General features: G+C 56.1%; 14 protein-coding genes and 2 pseudogenes. 7 read left to right on the top strand and 9 right to left on the bottom strand.

Features of this window, described 5'->3' with window-relative positions; genetic code table 11:
- Positions 1–131: 131 nt before the first annotated feature.
- The 3 genes from ACT4MF_RS17435 to ACT4MF_RS17425 form a co-directional block, all read right to left on the bottom strand.
- The gene (locus tag ACT4MF_RS17435; RefSeq protein WP_444683726.1) at positions 132–443 is read right to left on the bottom strand and encodes a hypothetical protein; all 312 of its coding nucleotides are present in this window, start codon (positions 441–443) and stop codon (positions 132–134) included.
- 144 nt (positions 444–587) lie between these two features.
- Positions 588–974 (bottom strand): hypothetical protein, encoded by a 387-nt coding sequence (locus tag ACT4MF_RS17430; RefSeq protein ID WP_218827473.1) that lies wholly within the window; start codon positions 972–974, stop codon positions 588–590.
- 181 nt (positions 975–1,155) lie between these two features.
- Positions 1,156–1,458 carry a hypothetical protein gene (locus tag ACT4MF_RS17425; RefSeq protein ID WP_129452554.1) on the bottom strand — a complete coding sequence of 101 codons (303 nt, stop codon included), beginning with the start codon at positions 1,456–1,458 and terminating at the stop codon, positions 1,156–1,158.
- Between the two features lie 2,127 nt (positions 1,459–3,585).
- On the opposite strand from ACT4MF_RS17425, the gene ACT4MF_RS17420 reads away from it, so the two are divergent.
- On the top strand, positions 3,586–4,050 hold the full coding sequence (locus tag ACT4MF_RS17420; RefSeq protein WP_444683700.1) for a hypothetical protein: 465 nt from the start codon (positions 3,586–3,588) through the stop codon (positions 4,048–4,050).
- Positions 4,051–4,291: 241 nt separating this feature from the next.
- On the opposite strand, the gene ACT4MF_RS17415 is transcribed toward ACT4MF_RS17420, so the two are convergent.
- Positions 4,292–7,768 carry an ATP-binding protein gene (locus ACT4MF_RS17415; protein ID WP_444683699.1) on the bottom strand — a complete coding sequence of 1,159 codons (3,477 nt, stop codon included), beginning with the start codon at positions 7,766–7,768 and terminating at the stop codon, positions 4,292–4,294.
- A gap of 122 nt (positions 7,769–7,890) precedes the next feature.
- Positions 7,891–8,712: pseudogene (locus tag ACT4MF_RS17410) on the bottom strand (transposase).
- A gap of 51 nt (positions 8,713–8,763) precedes the next feature.
- Here ACT4MF_RS17410 and ACT4MF_RS17405 point away from each other — a divergent pair.
- From ACT4MF_RS17405 to ACT4MF_RS17395, 3 genes and pseudogenes are all read left to right on the top strand, one after another.
- Positions 8,764–9,087: a PAS domain-containing protein gene (locus ACT4MF_RS17405; RefSeq protein WP_271952345.1), complete on the top strand. Its 324-nt coding sequence runs from the start codon at positions 8,764–8,766 to the stop codon at positions 9,085–9,087.
- Between the two features lie 792 nt (positions 9,088–9,879).
- Entirely contained in the window at positions 9,880–10,182 is a 303-nt protein-coding gene (locus ACT4MF_RS17400; RefSeq protein ID WP_271968257.1) for a type II toxin-antitoxin system HicB family antitoxin, read from the top strand.
- Positions 10,183–10,187: 5 nt separating this feature from the next.
- Positions 10,188–10,435, top strand: a pseudogene (locus ACT4MF_RS17395) (type II toxin-antitoxin system HicA family toxin).
- Between the two features lie 312 nt (positions 10,436–10,747).
- Here the strand turns inward: ACT4MF_RS17395 and ACT4MF_RS17390 are convergent.
- The 3 genes from ACT4MF_RS17390 to ACT4MF_RS17380 form a co-directional block, all read right to left on the bottom strand.
- Positions 10,748–11,239 carry a hypothetical protein gene (locus ACT4MF_RS17390; protein WP_089309386.1) on the bottom strand — a complete coding sequence of 164 codons (492 nt, stop codon included), beginning with the start codon at positions 11,237–11,239 and terminating at the stop codon, positions 10,748–10,750.
- Positions 11,232–12,191 (bottom strand): ParA family protein, encoded by a 960-nt coding sequence (locus tag ACT4MF_RS17385; RefSeq protein ID WP_089309385.1) that lies wholly within the window; start codon positions 12,189–12,191, stop codon positions 11,232–11,234. Before ACT4MF_RS17385 ends, ACT4MF_RS17390 begins: the two co-directional genes overlap by 8 nt.
- 466 nt (positions 12,192–12,657) lie before the next feature.
- Complete coding sequence (locus ACT4MF_RS17380) at positions 12,658–13,890, bottom strand: orc1/cdc6 family replication initiation protein (protein WP_089309384.1); 1,233 nt, start codon at positions 13,888–13,890, stop codon at positions 12,658–12,660.
- 349 nt (positions 13,891–14,239) lie between these two features.
- Here ACT4MF_RS17380 and ACT4MF_RS17375 point away from each other — a divergent pair, with 349 nt between their 5' ends.
- The 3 genes from ACT4MF_RS17375 to ACT4MF_RS17365 are packed head-to-tail and all read left to right on the top strand — an operon-like array spanning position 14,240 to position 15,735.
- Positions 14,240–14,614: a PIN domain-containing protein gene (locus tag ACT4MF_RS17375; protein ID WP_500684270.1), complete on the top strand. Its 375-nt coding sequence runs from the start codon at positions 14,240–14,242 to the stop codon at positions 14,612–14,614.
- Positions 14,615–14,667: 53 nt separating this feature from the next.
- The gene (locus ACT4MF_RS17370; protein WP_089309383.1) at positions 14,668–15,183 is read left to right on the top strand and encodes a DUF7437 domain-containing protein; all 516 of its coding nucleotides are present in this window, start codon (positions 14,668–14,670) and stop codon (positions 15,181–15,183) included.
- A 6-nt stretch (positions 15,184–15,189) separates the two neighbouring features.
- Positions 15,190–15,735, top strand: a complete 546-nt coding sequence (locus ACT4MF_RS17365; protein ID WP_089309382.1) for a PIN domain-containing protein — start codon at positions 15,190–15,192, stop codon at positions 15,733–15,735.
- 129 nt (positions 15,736–15,864) lie between these two features.
- Here the strand turns inward: ACT4MF_RS17365 and ACT4MF_RS17360 are convergent, their stop codons facing one another.
- Positions 15,865–17,166: a site-specific integrase gene (locus ACT4MF_RS17360; RefSeq protein ID WP_444683698.1), complete on the bottom strand. Its 1,302-nt coding sequence runs from the start codon at positions 17,164–17,166 to the stop codon at positions 15,865–15,867.
- Positions 17,167–17,533: the final 367 nt, after the last annotated feature.

The raw sequence follows: 17,533 nt of genomic DNA, 5'->3' as shown, positions 1-17,533 counted from the left end.
TTCTCTCGGATCGTGCTATTCCGCTAGACGAGCGAGTGTGACTTTTATATTCGTGTCACAAATCTCGTCCACTGTATTTGCGTCTTTGAGTGGTTGTATCGGTCGAATCTGTCTGTAGTCTTAATTTCCTGTTAAATCACACTCCACTCCCACCGGTAGCTAAAAATACACCTCTCATAGACGATGAATATACAATCAACGATATCTATGGTAGCAAGAACTGAGATCAACTCTCTTTGCCACCAGTCCGTTGATGTTGGTGGTGATGCTGTTGCGTCGTCGCTCCCACAGTCGTGGTGTCCCGCCGCCGTCGTCTCCCCCACCTCCACTCTCGAACCATCCTCGTAACACTCGATGTCGTCAACATACCACCCCACTCCCCAGTCTCGCATCGGGACGGTAACCCGTAGGTGCTGTTGTCGCCGCCTGTCGCCGCTGCTCATCATTGGGTCTCGCGTCGTAACAGGTGCCCCCCAGGGTCGCTGTTGCTGCTGGTCCGGTCTTGTTTCTAGTTCGTTCGTCGGTCGGCTTCGATGCTGGTCGCTGTTCGGATCGTGGTGTCGTCGATTCTGTTCTCTGTCGATCGCCTAGTCGTCGTCTGTTTTCCTAACCGCATCCCGTTCGTCGAACACTTGGTCCCGGACAACTGCCTCCTCGTCCGATCGATCTGGATAGCTCCCTGCGCTCTGAAAGTACGGTAGTGGGCTGTCGGCTAACTCCACACCAGAGACGCCGGCGGGCATCGGTCGTTCGCTGATAGTCTCGAATCGATCTTCGACTGTGTTCGCGACGGTAGTGCTTGTGCCGAGGTTCTCAAGAAGATGATCGAGCTTCGCGTCCAGTTGTTCGAACCGGTATCGCATCTCGCGTGCTTGGACTCCCTCCCGGAGGAGCAGTTCGATCACTCTGCTCTTCGGGATGTCATGGTGGGCGGCCATCGCTTCGAGAATGCTGTTCAGATCGTCATCTACCATCGCTCCAATTCGTTCTCCCATATGGTGTCACTCCCTCTCCGGGTAGTAAGTTATTTTCGTCAGCCGCCTCGGCTATCCCCCAATCAAGTCAGTATCTGCCGACCCCGGCTACTCCCCGCCCCCGAGTCGCCATCTGGCCCTGCCCTGATCATCCACGTCAGCTCCGTCCTGAACGATCTGCCTACGGCAATCCGGGAGGATCGAGTTTTCGCTCCACCTTCCATCTCCTCCTCCCTTTCTCATCTCTCTCGCCCCCTGCTGATCCCTGTCCCCTGCCGAGCGGTCGGTGATAGCTGTTCCTCGCTGCGGTGGTTTCGGATTGCGTCCCGTTGTCGCCGTCGCCCCCGCCCCTCCGTCGCGTCGCTCTCGCTGTTCGGTCTTCGTCGCCGTCGTCGTTGTCTTCGCTGTCCCCATCGCTTCGCCGCCCCCGTAGTGTCGGCGTCCCGTTGTCGCCGTCGCCTCCGCCCCCACCGTCGCGTCGCATACAGTGCGGTCACGATCGCGTCTCTCGCACACCCACCCCTCGCCGCCCACATCGCGACCGCGACTCTCGACGTCGCCGCCCGCGCCCCCACCCCCACTCCCGCATCGTGATCTGGCCCTTCCCTCCTGTCGTCGTCCCGCCGCCGCTGTTCGTCGTCGGGTGTCGTCTCGTCTCGGTTGTCCCCCCGTCGCAGCCCGCTCGGTGGTCCATCCTCGATGCTGGTCGTTGGTCGAAGTCGGTGTGTTGCTTCTTGGCTGTCGGGTCGGATCCGCCAGTCGTTCGTCTAATCGCCGGGGGTCGTCGCTGGTCGATTCTCGTTTCCCGTCGCTCGTCGAGTTATTGCCGCCGAGTCAGTCTCGCTGGTGGTGTCGTGGATCGAGATCCGGTGCTATCGATCAGCTGGTAGTCTATCGTCGAGCTCCGGGTCCAGGTTGTTCCTCGTTCGTCGTCGGTTCTCCGAGTCAGGCTCCCCCGCTACCTCGCAGTCGTTGCTGTCTCGCTTCGTCGCCGGCACTGGTCGTGGCTCTTCTGTGGCCTCCTGCTGGTGGTCGTTGCTTGACTGTCGTTGGGGCCTGTTCATCGCCTCATCTCTCCCGTCCGCTGCGCCGCTCCCCGAGGGTTCCATCCACTATCACATACTTGATAGTCTCCGCCTTGTCCGCCGCTCGTCTCCCCCACTTTCCCCCGCCTGTTTCTTGGCTCCGGCCCGAATCGTTCGCTACGCGACTATCCACTGAACTTCATCTCCCCTGAACCCTAATTGTGTGAATTCGGCCGAACGTATTAGACAACCCCAAGTTCATTAATAGAGTTTCTAAAGCTCTCTCGTCGTATGGCTGAACGTATGTAGACGCTGTCGCCGGTGTAATTCTATATACGAACCCCCGTAATCCCGCCGCCGTCTAGTATTTACAGAGAAAGACAGATAGAATACATAAATTAATAGAGGAGGTATCAATCGCCACGTCGTCTGGTATTACTGGAGAATTTGAATCAAGATCACCGGCTATATACAGAATGCCGCAACCTCTGTGCCGTCTGGTATTTACGAGACTATATACGAGACGGCCGCATCACGCCACTGTCTGGTATTTATACTGGTGGTTCGCGCGTCGCACCTCGCGTTCTGAGAGTTAATACACACCCCCGCAATACCGGTGTAGTCTAGTATTTACGAAACTATATACGAGAAGGCCATATCATGCCGCAGTCTGGTAAATAGGCAAATGCCAGGTGGTCGTGCGATCGGGACTTGCTAATTAATACGCACCTGCTGAATACCGGTACCGTCTGGTATTTACGAAACTATATACAGACTACCGTAATCCCGGTGCTGTCTAGTATTTATAGGGTCGGTTGGACTGTGAAAATCATACTAAATGTGGTAGGAAGCACTGAGTAGTGAGGTGATCGAGCCGGTAGCTATCGCGAAAGGAGTGAGGCTGACTTGGGAGGTGTGGGGTGTGAGGACGCTGGCACAAGTTAGTCTTCGATAGCTGAGAGCTAGAGAGTCAGTATTGGTGTGGCTTGCTGAGAATACTTCGTCGAGGGGTTGCGTTCTACTCGTGTGTTAGCCTTGTATTGAGGGTCGGGGGGTCGCGCTCTATTCGGGAGTCATTTTTGCGTCGACAGTCGGGGGGTCGCGCTCCATTCGGGAGTCATTTTTGCGTCGACAGTCGGGGGGTCGTTTTCCATTTCCGCGTCAGGAATCGCTGAAGCGGGGGAATTGGGAGCAGAAACTGATCGCATCTCGCTGGGTCGAAACAGCAACTCGATGATATCGCTCTCGGAAGTGCGATTCCGAGTTTGAGGGCTTCGATGGTGGCGGGCGAGTATAAGACACGCTTCTTGTACCTCAACGGCCAGTGGATAGTGAGCCTGAAGAGAGTCGTGCAATAGTTTTGCGTCGAGAGTGAGACAGGCGTGGGTTAGGAGTTGTGTGGGAGATCGTTGGGCCTGAGAGGGTATTCAGGAGTGGGTCGGCGTGGGGCGAGCCTGTCGGTTGTCTTGCGTCAGGCAGTGATCAGTTGGGGATCGTCACTGCTAGCATCTCCGAGAGGTTGGGCTCTCGCGAGAAACAAATGGAGGGTCGGGGGGTAACGACGCTGTGACTACGGCCGGCTTCTGGTGGTCGTGCGGGAGCTGCTAGCCGGCAGCTTCAGACTCGTCGGTGGTACTGTCGGCTTCAGATGCATCTGTATTGACGACCTCGCTGTCTTGATCGAGGTCGACTCGGAAGCCACCATCAACTTGGTCGCCGCCGATGTCGTCATCCCACTCCGGGTGATAGCGAACCGTTTCGTCATGCTCGATTCCGTACTCTTTGACGAAGGTCCGCCCTGTGATCGTCCCGCCAGGTTTGTAGCCGTAGACATCCGCTCGGTCGAATCGTTGTTCGAGGGGGACGAGGATGATCTCGTTGTCGTCTTCATTGTAGGCCAGCATCATCGCTTTGGTGTCCTCAAGATACTGCTCGACAACCGTAGAGTTCGGTGCGAGCTGCCCATCTTCCCGGATGGTAATGAACTCGCGTCTGTGGTAGACATCGTGGCCCTCATCGGTGAGGGATTCAGCGACTTTGTCGATGACTAGTTCGGGGAGAGCGTCATCCTCCGGGGGGCCATCTCTGGTGTATCTTCTTTCTTGTTAGCGTTAGTATTGGGTTGGCTGTTTGGGTTGTCTGGTGGATTATTTGTTTCTGAGTCTCCGCTGGCAGTAGCTTCTTCTGACATGCTAAATAGCTACATTCAGCCGAAGGCAGCATATCCTTTTTCCCTAGCAGCTGACTGGATTTGGGCGGGATGGAAGAGATAGAGGCGGGCAGAAAGTGGGCCTATTCGATGGCTTTGCGGAGTGAATCTAGCGTGTGAATCTCTTGGATACCAGGCTTATCGAGTTGCTTGTTTATTTTCTCAATGTTCTGTTCCCCGTGCCCGCTTGGAAGATCATCCACTTCTTCGCTGAGTTTCTCTAGGAGTGTGACTGCGGCATCGTAGTTTTTGACTACCCAGATCGCATCACCATATCCCTCCTTGAGAGCTTCGTAGTCGTCGAGGACGTGCTGTTTCTTCTCCGGGCTCATCTCGACTTCAACGAGCTGGTCGCGGTCTCCAGAGGTTTGCTTTGTCGCTTCTGCGAAGGTGTCTGTCTTGTTTTCTCCTCTGTTGATGTCGCCGTAGAGTGTAATGTCGAACCCCTGCTGGTCAAAGTATGCGGCAGAGAGTCGGACGCCAAGGTGATGCTCTGGGCTTTCGTTACCGAGCTCACCGCCTTCATCTGGGGAGAGGGATTTCCCGTCAGCGCGGAGTTCGCCTTTCTTCGTCGGGATGTAGTAGACTTTGTTCTGACCGATCGCGACCTTCTCGACGAGCTCTTGATCTTCAAGATCACTTGCGCACTCGCTGTTGGGCAGTTTGGTCATCGGTTGGTCAAGATCGTACAAGTCCATCTTCCCGGCGAGGGCGTCGAAGATGTTTTTCAGGAAGGTCAGCTCTTCGGCCTCCAGTCCGCCGTTGTCGTTTGTGGTGTCGTCATCTCCGTCTCCAGACGAGCTGAAGTTAGCGCCGGCGCTGGAGTTGATGTACTCACTGTCCCGGTTGAGGGTGTGGAGATCCCGGCTGCGTTCCCGAACGAATTTGGACTTCGGGGAGACGTCGAACGGGCCTTCACTGTGTCCTGGCGGGATTGGGAGGGGCTTCAGGGTGAGGATTTCTGGCTTCTGCTTGTGGAAGCCTGTCGATGGAAGCTGGACAACCCATTCTCCACGACGGAGCCCAGCGATTCTGTCTTTGATCTCGTCGGTGTCTAAGTCCTCATGGAACAGCGAATTCGCCAGCATATCGTCCGTGGCGATGTTCCCGATGATCTTCGTGTTGACGTTGTTGAGGATTTCCTGATACGCCCGGCGATTGCTGCGTGGGTCTTTGCCGAGCACCTGCTCGGGGTACTGCATGATGAGTCCGAGAGAGAGATTGAACTCGCGGCCTTTGGGGAGCAGTTCGTTGTAGACGATCTCGTTGCGGGCGACGTTCGCGGATTCTTCGATGATCACGTTGGCGATGTAGTCGTCGCCGCTGGGTGTCCAGAGAGACTGGACCGATGTCCAGAGGTGCGAGAGGAACAGGACAGTGAATACTTCGCTACTTTCTCCGCGGAGGTTCCCCGTGTCCATTAGGAGGACCTTGTTACCGTTGAGAATGTTCTTCAGGTCCAGCATGGGGACCTCCTCACGGTCGTACCAGTCTTTTTCGTCGTTCCAGTGTTCCTCCGGAACCTCGAAGGAGAGCATGTCCCAGATGAAGTCTCGCTCCTTGAGCTTTCGAATCCGGTTGAGGACTGCGTCGGTCGTGTTCATGAACTGCCGCTCTTCTTTCTCAAGATGCGACTTGAGGAAGCTCCGGACTTGCTCGTCTTCGGCGGGGGGCAGTGCTTTGTTGAGGTCCTCGGGGTCTGCCTCTTCGAGGTTCTCGATGGACCGGCCGTGGTGTTGGAAGTCTCGGGCTGCGTCCAGTAGGTCGCCGATCGTGAAGTAGTCGGAGCCGTTCTCTTCGTCGAAGAGCCCCTTGATGAGGTTGGTCAGGATTTCGTTTGCGACGAAGGCTTGGTCGACCGTCTCCCGTCCGAGGACGAAGCGCAGCAGTTGGAAGTAGTGGTCAATGAGGTCCTGGATGGCTGTCTCACGTTCGCGGCCAGCGGAGCGTGTGAGCGGTCTGAGGTCGAAGAAGGGGATGCCGGGGATGTTGCCGTTCTCTTCGGGAACCTTGATGTACTCGACGTCGTCGAGGTCGCCAAAGAGTGTCCGGTGGCATCGCAGGTAGTTCCGACACATCTCTCCGCCCTTGGGATCGATGAGGATCGTTGGTCCGTTGAGTTGCTCGTGGGTAGTGAGCATGTCGTTGAGCGTGGCGACAGTCTTCCCACTCCCGGTGGTTGCTGCCCGGACGTAGTGGTGGGTGAGGTCGCCGGCGGAGAGGGCGAGTGCGTCGCGCTTGTCGATCTCGTGCCACCATTGATTCACGCTGTCGATGGCGCTGATCTTGTTTGCGTTGTCGTTGTCATCGCGAAGAGCTGTGACCGCGTGGCCGATGGTCATCCCGTCAGAGAATTCCCTGAACACTTCTTCGTTGGGGGAGGTGAGCGCCGACTGTGCTTTGGGCTTGCCGCCAGTCCCACCTCGGCTTGCTTTCGGGAGTGCGTCGATCGATGAGACGGTGATGAAGTTCGCGAGTTCTTCGGTGTTACAGACGAGCATCGACTTCCGACGAGTCACCATCTCAAAACCGTTTGGGTAGGTGATCCCGTGGTTCAGCATCCGCCGGTACTCGTTTTCGTTCTGGCCAAGGTATTTCCCGTCGATGGAGTAGAACTTCCCACTCAGGTGGCTGAGCGAGTCTTGGAGATTTTTCGCGGTGCGTTCGGTTTGGGCTGCGGCCCGGAGGGAGACGTTGTAGGTGTGGCTGGGGTTTTTCATGTCGATTTGCCCCATCCGACTCTGGCCAGCTCGTTGCCCGTCGACTTGGGAGTCCATGATCGTCCCACCGATTTCTTCCGGCGTGTCTCCCCGGTGGCGTTGTTGCTTTTCTTCGTCGGAGACGCCAACGATTGCGTCGAGGACACTGCGGGCAATCATCCCACCAGTTGTGTGGACCCCGCGTTTGAGGCGTCCCTTCTGTCGCTGCGCCTTCGGAGACCAATCCGAACGCGGCTCGAAGATCACTTGGAAGAGCACCGAGTCGTCGGTCTGGATGATGCTTTCGAGGAGGTTCGAGAGGGTAGATCGGTCTGTTGTTTCTGTGTCGTATCGGGTGAGAAGCGTCATCCAGTCCTTGCGTCGTTCTTCGACACCCTCGTACCGAACCATGTGGGGCGTCTCCCCGAAGACATCCGTGATGTCGAACTCTTTCCGGTCGAATTCGAAGTTCTCAGGGTACTGCGAGCGGGTTGTGCTTTCGAGCCGATCGCAGTTTGTGTCGCCGCGCTCGCCGGGACCAAGGAAGAACTGGAACTGGGCTTCGTTTTCAGGCTTGAAGATGATGAATTCGAAGTTGGAGACGCCGTCGATGCTGTCGATGTGGAGCTCCATGTCGAGCGGGAGCTTTCGACCTGTCCCGTACCGGTGGAGCCCGTAGAGTTCACGTTTGACGGTCTCTGAGTTGACCTCTTCTCGGACGGGGATGATCTTGATGTACTCCTGACTAGTCTCGATTTCTTCGATAAAGTCGGCTGGATTTTCGTCTTTCCCGTCAGAATTTACAGCTCTGGTTGAAGAATCACGACGATTCTTCTTTTGATCATCTACAGATTCAGGCATTAGCATACGATATATTCTCCAATGTTATGAATATGTATTCCAATTTAAAAAGATATTCTAATTTTTATTTCTTGAGTAGGAATTTGATTCATTTACTGTGTTGAATAGATTCTGACTCACGGTTACAGAGGCTCATACAGTGGTTCTATGTTGATGATGCCGAACATCAAAACAGTTTCACGGAACTGTCGATACCAGCCGAGCGCTCGCACGGCATCGCCAAGCGAGCGCTTGGTTGTCGAGTATAAGATTTCAGCTACCTACCGCTGAGAGTAGCCCCTCGCTTGGTTGTGTGCGTTATTCGCAGCTGCTTTCGCTGACAAGCGGCGGTAATGAACAAGATACTCAACGTCGTGTACGGCTACTTCGTACTCGGTGTGCCTGTCTTGGAAGCCGTTGTCGGCAGCGACGGACTACAAGTCGTCTGCGTTTCGGCGGACGACCTGCGGTCCGCTCTCCGTGTCATGCTTCCACCGTGCTGCGATGTGAACGCCGAGAACAGCAAGTGATTCCACATTAGTCAATGTCTCCACCTTCAGCGTCTGTATCTTCTGTCCTGCTCGCTGACGGAAGTACGAGGACGCACGCTTTTGATCAAAGAACGTGCTGTGAGAGCTGTCTGGCCGGACTACAGGTGCTGCTGCGCAGAAACGCGCAGTAGCGCCCACCATACCCACATTTCAGTCGATTAAACGACTTGTAGATCGTCGTGTGATCGGAGGGATCGTCCTGATCTAAGTCGAGAGCATCGCGGACTTCACCCATGTATCCCAGCCGATTCGGCGTTTCGCGGTAGCTATGATCATCTTCAAGCCGAAAACAGTGTAGCACGACGTGAACCCAGCGGCGAACCCGTGTCTGGCGGGCTCGCCCGCGTGCTTCCCTAATGGTTGTTTAGCTAGACCACGACACTGATCAATGAATTCGAGGATACCGATCTCCATGCCAGGTTCGATTTCCTCGGCTTCACGCTTCTAAACCCGTAAAATCGGTCGATGAGATCGCTCTTCAACAGAGCAGATCTTCCTGAAGCAGCGTTCGTCGTCGACGACGCCGGCGACATCTCCCAGTTGAACACGGTAACAGCTGATCTCCTCGACCTTCCCGCAAGCAAAGCTGTCGGCATCAACGCATACGATGTGTTCGGTGCCGAGGGCGAAGACGAGACCCTCGCTGAGGAAGTCGTCCGTACTGAAACTCCCATCCGTGAAGAGGAGCTCAGGTCCGCAGAACGTCAACGAGATACAGTCTGCGAGAGCCGACATCCAAGGCGTCCTCAAGAACCAGAAGCAAATTCTACAGGCGGTCGAGCAGACTGAAAGAGGGATCAGTGAGATCGCGGCCGAAACAGACGAGCAGGCGAGTGTAGCGGAAGAGATCTCGAGCGCCGTCGACGACGTCTCTGACCGGGCCCAAGTCGTCAGCGAGGAGATTACAGAGATTGCGGACGAAAACGAGAGCCAGACGGAGATGGTCTCCCGTCTCACTCAGGAATTCGAAGACATCGACCGGCAGCTCGCGAGTGTGATGGATCAATCTGTCTGAGGGTCTCCTTGGTGACGGAGGTAATGCCTCCACCCCACGTTTCCGCTCTAAAACTGCTGAATATCAGCAGTTCAGACCATTTCCCGTATTTATGCTTTGACGGTCCCCCTCTCTGTTAACCATCCGAGATGCTCACTCCAAACTGGGGGGTATGGAAAACCACGGCTCACTCTGAAGAAGGAGTGGAACAGCCACTCGCTCCAAATGAGGAGTGTAGACAATTCTATCAAACGTGGCCGCAGTCGGAAAATGGTGTAGCCCTAGGTCTCTGGATACTGATAATATTGCCGTGTTGAATAGCGGCCTCTGAGCCAAGGTGAAGCGGTACCGATCTTGAGACCACCAGCGTCAACCGCTGACAAGCCGACTCAAGTTCCGACCACTCTACTCAACACCGCTATTCAACAGAGCAGATAATATCTATTTCAAATGGCTCCTGCGAACGTGACCGACTGATTGCCATCAACTACAGGGTACACACATGTCTCGGTTGTTGAGTCGATTTTACACGGTATGTTCGACCAGCGGCCGAATGATTATGACTCCGCTCAGGTAACGTGGTGGTAATGAGTACCGAAACGGGTACGAACGACGACGTCCGGAGCGGGCGAACGATTACGCTCACTCAGGCGGACGACGGCTGGTGGGTCGCCCGTGACGAGGCGACCAGTGTCGCAAGCCAGGGTGAGACGCGGCAAGATGCCCTCGACAATCTTGACGAGGCAGTCGCACTTCGCAGGGGAGAAACTGGTGACTCGGTCGACAATTGGGAGGAGGAAAAAGAAGTGCTTGAGGAACTTGGTATCGATCCTGATGAAGTCCAGCAGGCTCGCGACGAGCACGATGGCCTCCCGGAGTTCATGCAGTAAGTCGGATGGGAGCGCCTGATTTTTCTGGACGCGATGTCGTCAAAGCACTCTCGAATAATCGTTTTGCTATCGTTGATCGGACCGGCAGCCATGTCAAGCTTCGATACGAGACCCGACGAACGACGACGATGTCTGTGTCGTCTCCGTCCCGCACCACGATCGGATCCGAACTGGAACACTACGTAACATCGCAGACCAGTCCGGAGCGGAAGACTTCGAGAAGTGGTGTCAGTGGATCGATCGGCAGTGCTGATAGATTACTTATCTGACTGCTCGAAGGTATTTCGGTTGTACCTACCACTACAGATCATCCGTCTTTAGTTAAGCCTGATAGTAATATTCTATAGTGAATTATGCCCAATGGTATTAAACATGGGAGAATATACAGTTCAGAATCTGATGGTCCAACTATCGAGCGATACGCATCCCCCATCAGTGCCATTTTCTCCGTGTAGCTGGCGTGAAGGTGTCGAATAGGGGAAGAAAACGAACCCACTGCGTATTTCTGTGAGTATTAACTGAAGACGGATGCCACTACAAATGAGCGAACCTCTTTTTCGTGGGGTTATCGGAGGACGTCGAAGACAGCTCGAATCTCGTCTTCATCCACGTCGACGCCGCGGCGCTCCAGCACCTCGACCGCGACAGCGATGTCCCAGTCCTCGAACGACTGGAGAACCGATAATTCAGCGTCATGGAGTTCGCGTTTCGAGAGCTCGTCTTCATCGAGCCCATGCTTTGAGGCCACCGCCCCGACACGACTCCGGTTGGCACTAATTGGGCCGAACGTCTCGTCACGGACGTAGTAGCTCTGCTGGCTCGTTTCTGCGAATCCGAATGGTTCGGGGTACTCCTCAGCTGGGGGTTGGCTCTCGTCGGTGTCTTCACTCGGCTCCGTCGACGAGTTGCTATTTCCCGTCGACGGCGCAGCGGTCGTGCCAGCATCGGCCGTAGACGGGTTATCGGCTGGCTCGTCCACGTTACTCGTCCCGCCGTCACCTTCTTCCTCTTCAATCGCATCGCCGAGGCCGCCGAAGCGGTCCGCCTCATCAGGCATGATTCGTCACCTGCGCGCGCTTGTCCTCGGGATCAGGGCTCGCTTCGGCAACGCGGTCGGCGAGCGCGTCGAACGCAGCCACCTGGTCACATGACGGTTTCCACTCGCTGACCGGGAGCCCATGACGAGTGGCGTCGTTGATGGCCTTCCGGTATCGGATGCCCGGCTTCGGGATATCTGGATACTCGCCCGTGACCGAGCGGCCACCGTCGGCGACCGCCTCGAAGAACGCCGGCTCGACGCGTGCATACTCGGGAAGATAGTGGTCGAAGCCGTCGTACGTGAGATCCTGTGCAGTTGCACCGAACTCCCCATTCGTGTTGAGTTCACGGGCGAGCATCTGCTCGCCGCTCTCCTGAGCGATGCTCTCGCGCATCATGTTCGGCGTGATCGCGACGATATCGAGCGGAACCTCGTTGCGCAACGGGACGAGCGACCGGCGAAGAAGATTCTCCAGCCCCGACACCGAGCCCGCGCTCGGGATGAGTGGCACGATCACGCGTTGGACGGCGACGAGTGCGGCGTCATGGAGCATCCCGCGCCCACCAGGCGGATCGATGAACACGTAGTCGATGTCGCCGGAAACGAGCGGCTCGACGACTTCGCTGCGGATGAGCTTCACGCCGAAGCTCTGGTCTTTCATTTTGCCCTCAACAGTCTCAAGATCCTTCGTAGCCGGCAGCAGGTGTAACCCGAACTCAGTCTCGGTGAGGAGATCTGCCGGATCGGTCTCCTCGAAGATCGCGTCGCCGATGTCGGCTCCGTTTCCGAGCTCGCGCTCGTACCCGAGTAGCGTGGTCAAGTGGCCGTCCTTGTCGAGGTCGATGATGGCAACCTCATGGCCTTGCTCAGAGAGTTGGTGGGCAACGTTGAGCGACGTGGACGTCTTGGTAACGCCGCCCTTGAACAGCGAGACGACCGCACCCGGGAAGCCTTCGAGTGAGACGCTCACGCCGACCGCCTCCGTACGGCCACATCCAGATTGGTGAATATGCGCATATCCACGTATCCAGATGGGAACCACTTAGATATTTGGATGTGTGAGCACTTGCATATCTACATATGTAGATATCTGAGTATCTGATCTAATTTGGATATGCAGATATGTAGATATCCAGATATCCGGATAAGAAGGGATGAGCAGCCACTGTTAGAACTCATCGAGTGAACCGAGTACGCCCAGTGTCGCGTCGCAGCCACACCGTTCCTCGGCCCTCAGCCACAGACTGGAGTCTGGGCTAGGGTCGGTATCTTTCGTCGTGCCCCTGAGATCCCGCATCCTCAAAACGCCGGCTGTTCGTAGCGGTCCCCCACCGGATCCAGTTTTCTCGTTGTACCCACCCACACTGGTTTCAGTATTTCCTAAATCCGGAACTGAGCTGTACCTCCCCCCACCGCTTCCAGTAATAGCGGTCGCCCTACGCCACGTCGTTGATATCGGCCAGACGACGGAGCTCCGATGCACGCTCATCGATATCGAGTTCGCCAGCAAGTGCAGAAAGCGCCGAATCGAACGGGACGTCGAGTTCGTAGGTGTTGAAGTTCCCACGCATCCCCGACCCGGAGTTGTTGTCGCGCTCGCGAAGGATGCCGAGCATCACCAAGTCCTTCACGTGGTTGTGAATCGAGCGCCGACTTAGCGGTGAGATGCCCATCGTCTCACACACGTTTTGATACCGTTCGAACACAGTCCGCGTTCGGGCCGGCGTGTCATCGGCCGCAGCGAGCGACACGATTGACAGCAACGAGAGATGGCCGTGATGGGTGAGTTGCCGGATCCCCTCCTCAACGCGTTCGCGCTCTAACTCTTGGCGAGCCGCCTCCACGTGGTCCTCGGTGATGACATCCTCATCCGCTCGTTCGGCTTGCTCGCCCGAGAGGCGGAGGAGATCGAGTGCTTGTCGGGCAGACCCGCGGTCTTTCGCCGCGAGCGCTGCACACAGTCGAATCGCTCCCTCATCGACGGCATCCTCTTTCAACGCGATTTCCGCTCGCGATTCAACGATCGATACGAGTTCGTCGGCCTCGTAGGCTGGGAAATGGAGTTCGCGTTCACACAGCGTATCCTGAACACGTGGATCCAGTTGGTCGGAGAATTTGAAGTCGTTCGAGATGCCGATGATACCGACTTTTGTGTGCTCAAGGTTGCCGTTCGCACGGGCACGGGGGAGTTCATAGAGGAGTTCGTCGTTGGAGCCGATCGAGTCGATCTCGTCGAGGATCAATAACACGGTGCCGCCGATGTCTTCGAGCTCGTCGTAGAGCATCCGAAAGACCGTCTGTTTCGGATGACCCGTTGCGGCAATCTCGCCACCATCGGGTCGCATCGCGTTCACGAGTTGTACGGCGACCTGATACGACGACGAGAGCGTCTTGCAGTTCACTGAGAACACCGTGACGTCAATGTCGTCGTACTCTTCGGCGTCTTCCTCCAACTGCTCCATCAGCCGATCGGTCACGGCTGTCTTTCCCACGCCAGTGTTGCCGTACAGGAAGATATTGTCCGGCTCCCAGCCATCGATAACCGGCTGGAGAGCGTCCATATAGTCCGCGATCTCCTCATCGCGCTCCTCTATCTCGGGAGGAGTGTAGGATTCACGGAGTGCGTCCTTGTCGGCGAAGATGGACGCATTCCGCTGAAACCGGCGCATAGTATTGTACGTGTAGGCAACTGATATAAAACCTGCCTTGCCAGTGTTTCCAGTGTTTCTAGTAATACCCTCACCCACCCCACTGTTTCCAGTTTGTTCTATTAGTAATATGGGGGTGCTAGGGCGATCTTCGCGCGCGGCCACACTCCACCGTTTCCAGTTTTCTCACGTGTTTCAGCACATCGAGAGTGGGCTGTTTCGGCCAGTAATACTGGAAATGGTGGGGTGGGTGTGTTGGATAGTACGGTCGACTGATGTGTACTGGACCGCTCTGACGAGTGTCGTCAGCGCAGATCGAGTCCACATCGTCACCACCTACTCACACATCACCGGTATCTGACTCGGCTAACTGGTACAGCGGCTTCTGTGCGTTCTTCAACTTCTCGAAGAGGTTGACTATTCTAATCCGGTCGTTTCTGCGACGATGGATCGAATTCGTCAGTATATTTCTGCTGCCACCGATCGACCCGAGCACACGATAGAGCAAGCAGATGCGGAAGTGGGTGGGGCAGCAGCAACATTCCTCGAACAGGGACGGACAGAACCGATCGGCATCTACACGAACGACTTACCGGCGTTCAGCGGGATTGAGCGCGCACTCTCATACATGGCTACGAGGGCGCAGTTCAGCTCATCAAAGCCTTCGACTTCGTCACGTCCGTCGAAAACCGGTACTGGTTCTCCGAATGACCCTTTAGGACGGAGGAGGCCAATGAGAATGTGACAGTACTAGTTCAATAACCCTTATTGCGGATTGCGTACAATTCGCTACTAATAATGGCAACTAGAGAAGCAAACTGGGATACCCCCCTCAATACGGGTGGTGAAGCATTCGAACTCCTCGGTAATGCCCGCAAAGCATGGATCTATACGTATATTCAGCATCATCCATCTACAACGATACAAGATATTGTCGAGACTCTCGACCTTCCGCAGCGAACGGTCTACGAGTATGTCGAGGATCTCGAGGGTGCAGGCTTCGTTCACCAGTCAAACGATGGCCGTCCAGCAGAATACAGGGCTCATGACATTGAACTCCAATTGGTAGATGGTGAGACCAAACGGCAGATCACGCCTGAGTTAGTTGAGGCGATTGCTCGGCGAACCCGAGACGAAGATATTGATACGTTCATTGACCGTCACGGGTTGGACGGGCTGGCAGTCGCGCTGGAATACGCTCGCGAATACGCCGATGGCTCGGTTACACATCAGATTATGGCTCGAGAGCAAGAACTCTCACCGCTTGAAGCAGGCGTTATTCTGGACGCACTCCGACCTGTCTTTGAGGACTGACTCAGAATGGAATATGACGACACTGTCGTGTTCATCGATTCTTCTGTCCTCATCAGTTGCGGCCGGCGTCAAAGTACACGCTTTCAGGCGCTTGCCCGAGAAGCCCGCCAGCGTCAAACCGTCTTCCGTATTTCGCCGCAAGTGTATGCAGAAGTAACTGGAGATCGATCTCTAAATGAGTACACAACTGGTGATTACGCGGTTGACGAAGCACTTGAAGAGGGGTGGATGAAAGTCACCGAAAGTCCATCTTATTCGAACTCGGATATCTCAACAGTGATGGATCAAGCACGGAGTTTCATTGCGAGTTCCAGCAACCGATCAGAAGATATCATCGAAAAAGCGGACACAGAAATGGTCGGATTGGCGCTTGAACTGCTTCTGACTGATACTGCAGATCGGGTTGTTCTCGTAACGAACGACATTCCACTTGGTGAAGCAGCTGAATCGTTGCTCCCTCAATATGGATTCGACACTGAGCAAATCAGTTGGCTTCGTGGTGGCGATCTCGCTGATGAACTCGGTGAGGATTTTGTCCCTGAATTTGATTGAGCCGGCTCTATTGAGCTCCTATTCTTTGTACATATGACTGCCTGAAATAGTCGACCGACGAGAACTGCATATCTCGCATTTTGTGTCACTTCGGCTGCCGGGCAATCCACAACTCGACTTTCGAGAAGGTTATTTTTCATTCACCCGCTGGTCTGTCTGTGAGAATGCCTCTGTCGCCATGTCGGCGCGCTCAGCCGCCTCGATGTGCTGGTAGGCCTCGCGGACCTGCTCCTCGCTATTGTCGAGATACCGGGCTGCAGCGGCGTAGCCGAACTGTCGAACAAGCACTTCTCCGACGCCGCGGCGTCCACCGTGAAGTTCGAGATAGTCGCCGTCGAGTGAAAGGTCTAGCTCGTCGCGACGCTCGGCAAGCGCGTCGTGTGTCCAGAGTCGTTCCATGATCGAGCGTGCGCCGTCCGTAGTAAGCGGCTTCGGCGCGCCGAGGTCGTGCTCGGCAGCGACGATCAGGTCGGGGGCGCCTGTTCGGACGCGCTCAATCGCGTCGTCGTTGAGGCCGACGCCACCTAGCCCCCTGGTGACGTGATTCGCGAGCGACGGCCGGTGTAGCGTCGTGAATACCGGCCACGATTCCGGGACGTCTAGCACCTCGGCGTACCGTTTTAGCGGTTTGATGACGGGCTCAGGGAGCGAGGCCTCCTTCCACTCGCGACTCTTCCGAAATACCGTCACACTGCTGTCCGCGAACGATACGTCACACCAACGGATCCCGTTGCGGCCCTCGCGGTCCTCTTTCGGTGCCGAGAGGAACTCCGAGCCGCGCAGGCCCGTGTAGGCGACGACGTACACGAGCGCCTGTTCGCGACACCGCTGGTACGCTTTGAATCGGGCTCGCTGTTTGGCCTGCCACGTATCGCTCTCCGGGTCGCCCCGGTCGGCGTGAGAGACTTCGATAGCGCCGAGCTCGTCAAATGCTTCAGAGACTCGTCGATCGACGAACTGCGTGATCAGGTCGCGGTGGATCGGCTCCCACGCCTGCTGGTCGCCCGGTCGGCGACCGTCGTTCTCGGGAAGAGGGTCCTCGGCGTCCGACTCCCGGGCGTAGTGTCGGGGAATGTACCCCTGCGCGTGCGCCCATCCGCACCACGACGCGACGTGTGCGTAGTAGGTGAGGACGGTCCCGGCGGCGTATCCGGCGGTCGAGAGGTACCGTGCGTAGTCCGAGAAGACCGTGGTGTCGAGGTCCGCGAACCGGATTGTGTCGTTGTCGACGACGCCGGCCCACGATTCTGGCGGTGACGCATTTGCTGAGTCAGCCGTCTTGCCGAGACACCAGCGTCGGAATCGATTCAGTTCGCGCTCGGCGTCCGTTCGATACGCACCCTCCTCGCCGGCGTCACCCTTCCCCTTGTCCGTGAGATACTTCGTGAACGTGTCCTCGATCGGCGTCTCGACAGAGCGACGGCCCGTCATTGGGCCTCCGGAGTGTGGGGGTTGTGTCGTCGGACCACCGCTGCGGACGCGACGATCCGGACGGAGCGACTGTGTGGGGAAGCGTCGGGCATAGTTTTGGATCTGGCTCGTTTGGGGCCACGGGTGGGGGTCACTAAGAGTTTACTCTGTCTTACTCAACTAAGACAAAGTAACCTATTCCGCCGGATATTGGAACATCTGAGAGAGTACCGGCTGATTTCGGCCGCTAGAACGCTTCTAGTCCGATCGAGACGATTGTTAAATTGTATGTCGCTATATACAAATAGGCTCGTGGAGTTGCGAATACCATCAATCCTATGCACGGGTCGGCGGCTGAACGCGGCGTGACTAGCGGATCAAGAACCGA

This window comes from Halorubrum sp. FL23, from assembly GCF_052439115.2.
Taxonomy (GTDB): Archaea; Halobacteriota; Halobacteria; order Halobacteriales; family Haloferacaceae; genus Halorubrum; species Halorubrum persicum.
The sequence above is the reverse complement of the archived record's forward strand: the minus strand, read 5'-3'. Positions and strand labels throughout refer to the sequence as shown.

What these genes read in the sequence shown, in the direction of transcription:
- ACT4MF_RS17390 (WP_089309386.1), bottom strand. Translation starts at nt 11,239, where the DNA reads ATGCCTGATGAGGCGGACCGCTTCGGCGGCCTCGGCGATGCGATTGAA.
- ACT4MF_RS17370 (WP_089309383.1), top strand. Translation starts at nt 14,668, where the DNA reads ATGGCAACTAGAGAAGCAAACTGGGATACCCCCCTCAATACGGGTGGT.
- ACT4MF_RS17430 (WP_218827473.1), bottom strand. Translation starts at nt 974, where the DNA reads ATGGTAGATGACGATCTGAACAGCATTCTCGAAGCGATGGCCGCCCAC.
- ACT4MF_RS17380 (WP_089309384.1), bottom strand. Translation starts at nt 13,890, where the DNA reads ATGCGCCGGTTTCAGCGGAATGCGTCCATCTTCGCCGACAAGGACGCA.
- ACT4MF_RS17400 (WP_271968257.1), top strand. Translation starts at nt 9,880, where the DNA reads ATGAGTACCGAAACGGGTACGAACGACGACGTCCGGAGCGGGCGAACG.
- ACT4MF_RS17405 (WP_271952345.1), top strand. Translation starts at nt 8,764, where the DNA reads ATGAGATCGCTCTTCAACAGAGCAGATCTTCCTGAAGCAGCGTTCGTC.
- ACT4MF_RS17425 (WP_129452554.1), bottom strand. Translation starts at nt 1,458, where the DNA reads ATGCGACGCGACGGTGGGGGCGGAGGCGACGGCGACAACGGGACGCCG.
- ACT4MF_RS17415 (WP_444683699.1), bottom strand. Translation starts at nt 7,768, where the DNA reads ATGCCTGAATCTGTAGATGATCAAAAGAAGAATCGTCGTGATTCTTCA.
- ACT4MF_RS17435 (WP_444683726.1), bottom strand. Translation starts at nt 443, where the DNA reads ATGAGCAGCGGCGACAGGCGGCGACAACAGCACCTACGGGTTACCGTC.
- ACT4MF_RS17365 (WP_089309382.1), top strand. Translation starts at nt 15,190, where the DNA reads ATGGAATATGACGACACTGTCGTGTTCATCGATTCTTCTGTCCTCATC.
- ACT4MF_RS17360 (WP_444683698.1), bottom strand. Translation starts at nt 17,166, where the DNA reads ATGACGGGCCGTCGCTCTGTCGAGACGCCGATCGAGGACACGTTCACG.